The sequence below is a fragment of the Mycobacterium sp. GA-1199 genome (assembly GCF_001500045.1).
Lineage (GTDB): Bacteria > Actinomycetota > Actinomycetes > Mycobacteriales > Mycobacteriaceae > Mycobacterium.
This window is the reverse complement of the sequence record NZ_LQIX01000012.1, coordinates 450,825-459,557: the sequence shown is the minus strand read 5'-3', so window position 1 is coordinate 459,557 and position 8,733 is coordinate 450,825. Positions and strand designations below refer to the sequence as shown.

Genomic DNA, 8,733 nt, shown 5'->3' with positions numbered 1-8,733 from the left:
TTGCTCCAAGCGGCCCGTCAAGTCCGCGGCGTCAAAACTCGAGAATGGCTGCAGAGCCCCTGAAACACCTAGGAAAAGCTGGTCACCCTCGCTGAGAAAGAGCAACCCGAAGCCGTCGCCGGCGGCGCCAGGATTGGTGAACGACGCAGACGCCGCAACGCCCGCGAAGGACAGATTGAATATGGACGGGAGGAAATTGACCGTCACCCGGTCGCCCGACTGGAGGGGACCGGCTGCACGAGTCCTTCGCTCGAGGGACCGAACCGGAAACCTCTGATGCTGCAACGCTTCTCGGATTCGGGTGTCGACATACCCGCAGAAGTCGGCCACCGTGGACTCCGGCGAGACCGCCAGAACCAGCGGAACCACACCGGCAACCATGCCGGGAAGCGTCTTCAGCTCGGGACGGACCCTTCTGTTGACGGGGAAGTCGAGCACCACCTCTGCGCCCTCGACGCTCCACTCGCACACCAAGAGGGCGCATGCCGCGGTGATCACCGACGATCGGGGCACCTTCCAGGCGTCGGCCATCTCGTCGACTCGCTGGAGCAGCGTCCGATCCAATGGCACTGGCACGGAGGACGATTGCGCATCCTGCTGGTGCGGCGTCCCGGGCAGTTGATAGGAGGTCGCGCTCTCGCCCGGAATGTTCTTGGTCCAATACTCCAGATCATCCTGATATGCATCGGACGCTTGGTACTCCGACTCGCAATTCACCAAGTCTCGCAGCGAGCCGAACACCGAGGGGGGGATCGGCGTACCGGAAACGATCGCCGAGTAGAGAGATGCAACGCGATGGCCAACCAGGACGAGCCCAGCTCCATCTGCGACGATGTGATGGCACGCTGCGAACAGATGAAATTGATCTGCGCGCGTCTGGAACAGTGCGTATCTGAACAGCGGCCCGCTGAGAGGCATCGGCGTGTCTTGGATCGACAACGCCATCCGATAGGCTTCTTCCAGCGCGTTGTCAGAGTCGGTCAGGTCATAGAACGGCAACTCGATGTCGGGATAATCGACCGCCTTCTGAAGTACCTGGCCGTTTTCTTCGAAGAACGAAGCCCGCCCCGGCTCGGCTTCGCGCACCGCACGGGCGATCGCCCACTCGAGAGCGTCGCGGTCAATCCGACCGTCGATCCTCACGAACAGGCCGACGTGCCACTCCGTAGCGAGTTGGCCCATCTGCTGTGCAAGCCATATATCGAGTTGTCCCCGCGTCAGCTGAAGCGCCTCACCGAGCGAGGCAGAAGCGTTCCCCCGTGTCAGCTGAAGTGTTTCGTTGTCGCTATCCACCAGCCCCCCAAGAAACCAGTCGGTTTAGGCTTCAGAACCTCGGGCCTGTGCGAGCCTGTCGCGAAGGCTCTTGGGCCTGATGTCGGGCCAGTTCTGCTCTATGTAGTCAAGACACGACGTGCGATCGGCTTCTCCGTAAACGACGCGCCAGCCCGCTGGAACATCGGCGAAAGTCGGCCACAGGCTGTGTTGTTCCTCTTCGTTGATCAATACGAAGAAGGTGCCATTGTCGTCGTCGAATGGATTGGTACTCACAGTCCTCCTGACCGCGTCGTCTAATGGGTGCGACCGCACCAAACCATACTTAAGTGAGCCGACGCGTTTCAGGCGTTTGGCAAATTTTTTCTTGCGACCTCATCTCCGCAGGTGCGGAGCGTTTCAGCAAACGATGTTGGCGGATGAGCACAGCGAGATCAGGCTGTGCTGCGGCGAACCGTCGGCCGAGTTGACGGCCGGTGTCCGCCCCTGACTCAGGAGATCGTTGCCCACGAACCCGAGGCCTTCAGGCAGGGATACAAATGGAAAAGCCGAAATGTCGGGCCCTGGGCCAGACTCCGCGGCAGCTATATGACGCTGGGTTCACCCGATGCTCATCTGCCGGCCGAGATGGTCGTCGGCCAGCAAAATCATGCACACACGTCAGCAGCGCGAGCGAACCCGTGCCGCGAAAAGCGGCGCCCCACAGGAAATGCAGTCCTGTCTCACAGGCAAACAACTGGCAGGCGGCGTCACGAGTGTCTCGCAAAGACGCACTGGTTGAAAGCACAGCGTGCGGACTGACACGAGGAGTACTACTCGAATCAGCCCGCACGCCGACTGGACCCGATCAAATCGATTTCGATGCCAGGCGTAAGTAAATAAGCTCAACCATTCAGCATGGCTCGCCGTGCAGCCCGCACGGTTGGCGCCTGGATCGAAGCGAGTTTCCCGGTGTCCTAGAAGTTGTTACAAGTGGTGAAGACTGTTTGGTAGAGACCGATGTACGGCTGGTTCTCCGGCGACGACGCAATCTGCTGTGCCATCTGCTGGCGCCGATCCGGTGGGGAGGCGAGGAATTGTTGCAGACCGGCCTTCATCGGCTCAGACGCATTGAAAACCGACGCGGCCACTGGATCTGCGGCGTTCAACGCCGCCATGAGTTGCGGGTACGTGCAGGTGGTGTTTACAGCCGGACCGAGGTCAGGAGTTGCCGACGCTACCCCGGCCCCCGCGCTCACCGACAGCGCCAGGCCCGCGATGCCAACGGCAACTCGGGTCATCGTCAGTCTGATCATGTGTGTACCTCTCGTTCGGATGAATGCAGATTCCATTGCGTTTGATCGTTCGGCCGCCTTCGAACGTTTCATTGCCCTGCGATCGGCGCGCTCAAACCAACTCCCCCAAGCCCCCCTCGTGCACTATCGGCTGCCGGCGACAAGCCCGATTCGCTATGAAACGCCGGTCTTGCCTTGCCACGCTACCCACGTTGACGCTCGATCGACGATACCAGCTCGCCGACAACCAAACAGCGAGTCAGCAAATCAACCGGTGATAGAAAGAATCCAACGGCGCGCGAGCGTGGCCGCGAACAACGCTAGACGACTGTGACCCACATCTGCGAGCCATCGGAGAGCCCGGAGAGCCAGCCCAGTTCCGGCGTTACCGCTGTTGGCCAAGCAACGCACGAACCAGGGGTCGTGGGCCGTACGGGTCGAGCATCGTGCTTGCCGGGCGGGGTCGCACTCTCTGCGGCCACCAGAACCAACGTCCCATCAGCGCGGCGATCGCCGGTGTCATGAACGCCCGGACCACCAAGGTATCGAACAGAAGACCGACCCCTATGGTGGTGCCCACCTGACCGATGATGCGGAGGTCGCTGACGACCATGGACATCATCGTGAACGCGAACACCAGGCCCGCGGACGTGACGACCTTCCCCGTACCGCCCATTGCCCGGATGATGCCGGTGTTCAGACCGGCGCCTATCTCCTCTTTCATCCGCGATACCAGCAGTAGGTTGTAATCCGACCCCACCGCCAAGAGGATGATCACCGACATCGCGAGCACAAGCCAGTGCAATTCGATTCCGAGAATGTGCTGCCAGATTAGGACTGAGATTCCGAAGGACGCTCCGAGCGAAAGCGCAACGGTCCCCACGATGACCAGTGCGGCCATCAGGCTTCGCGTGATGATCAGCATGATGGCGAAAATGAGACACAGCGCCGCTACGCCTGCGATCAAGAGATCGAAGGTAGCGCCGTCTTGCATGTCCTTATATGTCGCCGCAGTTCCGCCGAGGTAGATCTGCGCATTCTTGAGTGGTGTCGTCTTGAGCGCCTCCTCGGCAGCGACGCGTACTGCATCGATTCGTGCGAGCGCCTCCGGCGTCCCGGGCTCATCGCGATGCGAAATCATCAGACGCATCGCCTTGCCGTCCGGTGAGAAGAAGAGGTCCATGGCGCGTTTGAAGTCCTCGTTTTCGAAGACTTCGGGGGGCAAAAAGAAGGAGTCATCGTTTCTTGCGGCGTCGAAAGCCCTGCCCATGGCGGTTACATCCTCAGTCGATTCCTCCATCTGGCTGAGGAATCCCGACATGGTGCTGTGCATGGTCAAGACCATCATCCGCATCGTCTTCATCGACTCGATCATCTCGGGCATCACGGCCAGCAATTGCGGCATAAGCTGATCGAGGTGATCCATTTCGGTGACCAGCTGGCGCAATTTCAGGCTGACTCTATCGGCGCCGTCGAGAGTGTCGAATATGGACCTGATGGCCCAGCAAATGGGGATGTTGAAACAGTGCGGCTCCCAGTACAAGTAATTGCGAAGTGGGCGGAAAAAGTCGTCGAAATCGGCGATGTTGTCTCGCAACTCATTCAACGTATCTTCCATCTCGTGCGTGAGGCCGTTCATGCGGTGGGTGATCTCGTAAAGTTGCCGCGTCAGTTCAAAATTTCGCTGCATCAAGCCGATCATCTTGCTCATATCGTCAGCTTGCTTCAGCAAACCCTCCATGCGGGCTTGCTGAAAGGGCAACATCTGTTTTTGACTGGCCATCTGTATGCTGATCAAGAACGGTATCGAGGTGCGTTCGATTGGGGTCCCTTCGGGCCGCGTTATTCCCTGCACCCGCGCAATTCCGGGCACAGCAAAAACGCTTTTGGCGAGTTTGTGCAGGACCAGGAAGTCCGTGGGATTACGCATATCATGGTCTGCCTCGATCATCAGAATTTCAGGCATCATCCGGGATTGAGGAAAGTGCCGCTCAGCGGCTGCATACCCAAGGTTGGCGGGAATGTCTTGCGGCACATACTCGCGGTCGTTGAAGCTGCTCCGATATGCCGGGAGCGCCAGCAGTCCCACGAGCGCTACCGCGCAAGTCGCAGCCAGAATGGGGCCGGGCCACCGGACGATAGCCGTGCCCAACCGTCGCCACCGTCGAACGGCGACCCTGCGCTTGGGCTCGAACAGTCCTAGCCTGCCACCCACCGCGATCACTGCCGGAACGAGCGTGATCGCCACCGCGACCACCATGAGCATGCCCACCGCCCCGGGAACGCCGAGCGTCTCGAAGTACGGCAGTCGGGTAAAGCTCAGGCAGTAGATCGCGCCGGCGATGGTCAGACCGGAACCCAATACGACTTTGGTGACGCTGCGGTAGGTGGTGTAGAACGCGGTCCGCGGGTCCTCACCGGCTTGGCGCGCCTCGTGATATCGCCCGAAGAAGAAGATCCCATAATCCGTGCCCGCCGCGATGCCGAGTGACACCAACAGGCTGACGGCGAACGTCGAGAGATCCATAATCTCGTGCATGGCCAGGATTGCGACGACTCCTCTGGCCACCTGCACCTGGATGCCCATGCTGAGCAGTACGAAGAAGACCGTCACGATCGATCGGTAGACGAAAAGCAGCATCACGAGGATGACCACGAGGGTCACTATGGTGATCTTCAGGATGGAGTCGTCGCCGGCCCTGTTCATGTCGGCCACCAACGGCGCGGGACCTGTCACGTAGGCGGAGACGCCCGGTGGCGGGGGCACTCGATCGACGATGTCTCGAACTGCCCGAACGGATTCGTTCGCCAGCGCCTCGCCCTGGTCACCCGCGAGATTGACCTGAACGTAGGCGGCCTTGCCGTCGCTACTCTCCGCACCAGGCGCCGTTAGGGGGTCCCCCCAGAAATCCTGGACATGGTTCACATGTCCTGGGTCGGCGCGCAATTGACGAATCAGTTCGTCGTAATAGACATGCGCGTCGGGCCCGAGCTGTTTGTCACTCTCCAACACGATCATCGCGAAGGAGTCGGAATCGGATTCCTTGAACACCTCGCCCATATGCCTCATCGCCTGGTACGACGGGGCATCTTCAGGTACCTGCGATACGGATCGTTCCTTGCCGACCTGCTCGAGCGAAGGGATCCCGAAGAACAGGTACGCAGTGATCGCCAACCAGACAATGATGATCGGCACCGAAAGTCGGTAAACCGCCCGCGCGATGAACGGCGGTCTGCTGGCGGTCTGCGGGTCGCTCATACTGTCTTCGGCACGCGCAAAGACGGATCGTTCACGGTCACCAATGCCCTAACGGTCCTGTTTCAGCAGCAGGGAACGTACTAGTGGACGAGTCCCGAAGGGCCGAAGCATCTGACTAGATGGGCGGGGGCGTACACGGCGCGGCCACCAGAACCAGCGTCCGAGCAGCGCAGCGATGGACGGTGTCATCAACGCACGCACGATCAACGTATCGAAGAGCAAACCGATCCCGATGGTGGAGCCCACTTGGCCCAACGTTCGGAGGTCGCTGACCAACATCGCGAACATCGTGAAGGCGAACACCAGGCCTGCGGCGGTCACCACCCGACCGGTACCGGCCATCGCCCGGATGATGCCGGTATTCAACCCGGCGCCTATTTCCTCCTTTATCCGGGAGACCAGCAAGAGGTTGTAATCGGAACCGACAGCCAAGAGGACGATCACCGACATCGCAAGGACCACCCAGTGGATCTGGATGCCGAGGATGTGCTGCCAGATGAGGACGGATAGCCCGAATGCCGTACCGAGCGACATCGCGACCGTGCCGACAATGGTCAACGCCGCAACAAAGCTCCGAGTCATGATCAGCATGATGATGAAGACCAGGCAAAGAGCCGCCACACCCGCAATCAACAGGTCGTATGTCGAGCCCTCGACCAGATCCTTCGCGAGCGCCGCGGTGCCTCCCATTGAGATTTTGGCGCTTTCTAGAGGCGTTCCCTTCAGCGCCTCCTCGGCAGCCGTTTTTATTGGCTCCACCCGCGAGATGCCTTCCGGTGACGCAGGGTCGTCGCGCTGCGTGATGAGCATCCGCGCAGCCTTCCCGTCCGGCGTCAGGAAAACATCCATGACCTTCTTGAAGTCTTTGTTCTTGAATATGTCCGGCGGGAGGTAGAAGGAGTCGTCATTTTTGGCCGCGTCGAATGCCTTACCCATAGCGGTGGCGTTCTCGCTGCCCTCCTCCATGAGAGATATCGTTCCGGACATGGTGCTGTGCATCGTCAGCATCATCGTCCGCGTGCTTTCCATTGTCGCGATCATCGGCGGGAACTGCGCGAGCAATTGGGGCATCAGCAGATCGAGCTGATCAAGGTTGGTGACGAGTTCGCGCATCGTGACAGTGATCTCGTCCAACCCGTCGATCACATCGAATACCGACCTGATCGCCCAGCAAATGGGGATGTTGAAGCAGTGCGGCTCCCAATAGAAGTAATTGCGAATGGGCCTGAAGAAATCGTCGAAATTCGCAATGTTGTCCCGCATCTCGTTCGTGATCTCTTCGAGCTCGTGCGTGGTGGCGATCATGCGGTGAGTAGTAGCGTTGAGCTCTGTCATCAGAGCAAACATGCGGTTCATCAACGCTATCGTTTTGGTCATTTCCTCGGCCTGCTTGAGCATGTCGTCCATGCGGGCCTTCTGGAATGGCAGCATTTGCATCTGGCTCGCCTGGTTCATGCTCAGCATGTACGGGATAGTCGTGTGCTCGAGCGGCTCTCCTGAGGGCCGCGTAGGGCTCTGGACACGAGCGACGCCGGGGACCTCCAAAATTCCTTTGGCGAGCTTATTGAGCACCAGGAAGTCGGCGGGATTGCGCATGTCATGATCTGACTCGACCATCACTACGTCGGGCGTCATCATGAGCGCGGGCGGAAAATGCCGCTTGGCGGCCTCGAAGCCCTGGTTCGCATCGATGTAATCGGGGATCGTGTCCTGGTCGTTGTAGCTGGGTCGATATCCCGGTAGGGCCAGGAGCCCGACGAGCGCCAACGCAAATGTCGCGACGAGTATGGGGCCGGGCCAGCGAACGACAGCGGTGCCGATTCGCCGCCATTGCCGGGTGATGACTTTTCGCTTCGGCTCGAACAGTCCCACGCGGCTACCCAGAGCGATTACCGCTGGTACCAAGGTCAAGGCAACGGCGACCGCGACCAAAACACCCACCGAGCCGGGGATGCCCAATGGTTGGAAGTACGGCAGACGCGTGAAGCTCAGGCAGAAGACGGCCCCAGCGATGGTCGAGCCCGACGCGAGAACGACTTTACCGACGCTGCGGTATGTGGTGTAAAAGGCTTCGACGCGATCCTCACCGGCCTGGCGTGCCTCGTGGTAGCGCCCGAAAAAGAAGATTCCGTAGTCTGTTCCAGCCGCGATTACCAGTGACACCAATAGGTTGACCACGTACGTGGTCAGATTGACCGCCCCGATATCGCCGAGGAAGGCGACAAATCCCCTGGCGACCTGGAGCTGAATCCCCACCATCAGCAACGAGACGATGACGGTGACTATCGACCGATAGAGAAGCAGCAGCATCAAGAAGATCACAGAGATGCTCGTCGCGGTGACGAGGAAGACCGTCCTGTTTCCGCTTGTTCCCAGATCCGCCACGAACGCAGACGGCCCGGTGACATACGCCTTGACGCCAGGCGGGGCCGGTAAGGCATCGACGATGTCCCGGATGGCGTCAACCGATTCGTTCGACTCCGCCTGCCCGAGGTTGCCCATGAGATTTACTTGGACATAGACGGCCTTACCGTCGGCGCTCTGTGCAGCGCCTGCTGTGAGCGGGTCCCCCCAGAAGTCACGAACGTATTCAACGTGCTGGCGATCCGCCTCTAGCTGCCGGATCAACTCGTCGTAGTAAGCGTGCGCTTCGTCGCCGAGCGGCTCCTCGCCCTCTAGGACGATCATCGCCACGCTGTCGGACTGCGACTCGCCGTACAGCTCGCCCATTCGCTGCATAGCTCTGAACGACGGGGCGTCGTTCGGAGTGAGTGTTATCGCGTTTTCACGCTCCACTTGTTCCAGCGACGGGACGCCGGTGCTGAGAATTACGGCAATCGCTATCCAGCCGAGGATGACGGCCGGCGCAAGCCGGTAGATCCACCGTGCGACGAATGGCGGCTTACGGCGTACCGGAGCGATCGTCAT

Annotated in this window: 4 protein-coding genes and 1 pseudogene; all 5 read right to left on the bottom strand. The window is 60.0% G+C overall.

The window, feature by feature from the left end; all coding sequences use genetic code 11:
* Positions 1-156 precede the first annotated feature (156 nt).
* Positions 157-1,182 (bottom strand): annotated as a pseudogene (locus AU198_RS27020) (condensation domain-containing protein); the annotation flags it as partial.
* Between the two features lie 135 nt (positions 1,183-1,317).
* On the bottom strand, positions 1,318-1,548 hold the full coding sequence (locus AU198_RS11280) for an MbtH family protein (RefSeq protein WP_064348151.1): 231 nt from the start codon (positions 1,546-1,548) through the stop codon (positions 1,318-1,320).
* Positions 1,549-2,228: 680 nt separating this feature from the next.
* On the bottom strand, positions 2,229-2,567 hold the full coding sequence (locus AU198_RS11275) for a hemophore-related protein (protein ID WP_064348150.1): 339 nt from the start codon (positions 2,565-2,567) through the stop codon (positions 2,229-2,231).
* 364 nt (positions 2,568-2,931) lie between these two features.
* Positions 2,932-5,805, bottom strand: a complete 2,874-nt coding sequence (locus AU198_RS11270) for an MMPL/RND family transporter (protein WP_064348149.1) — start codon at positions 5,803-5,805, stop codon at positions 2,932-2,934.
* 48 nt (positions 5,806-5,853) lie between these two features.
* Positions 5,854-8,733 (bottom strand): MMPL/RND family transporter, encoded by a 2,880-nt coding sequence (locus AU198_RS11265; protein WP_064348148.1) that lies wholly within the window; start codon positions 8,731-8,733, stop codon positions 5,854-5,856.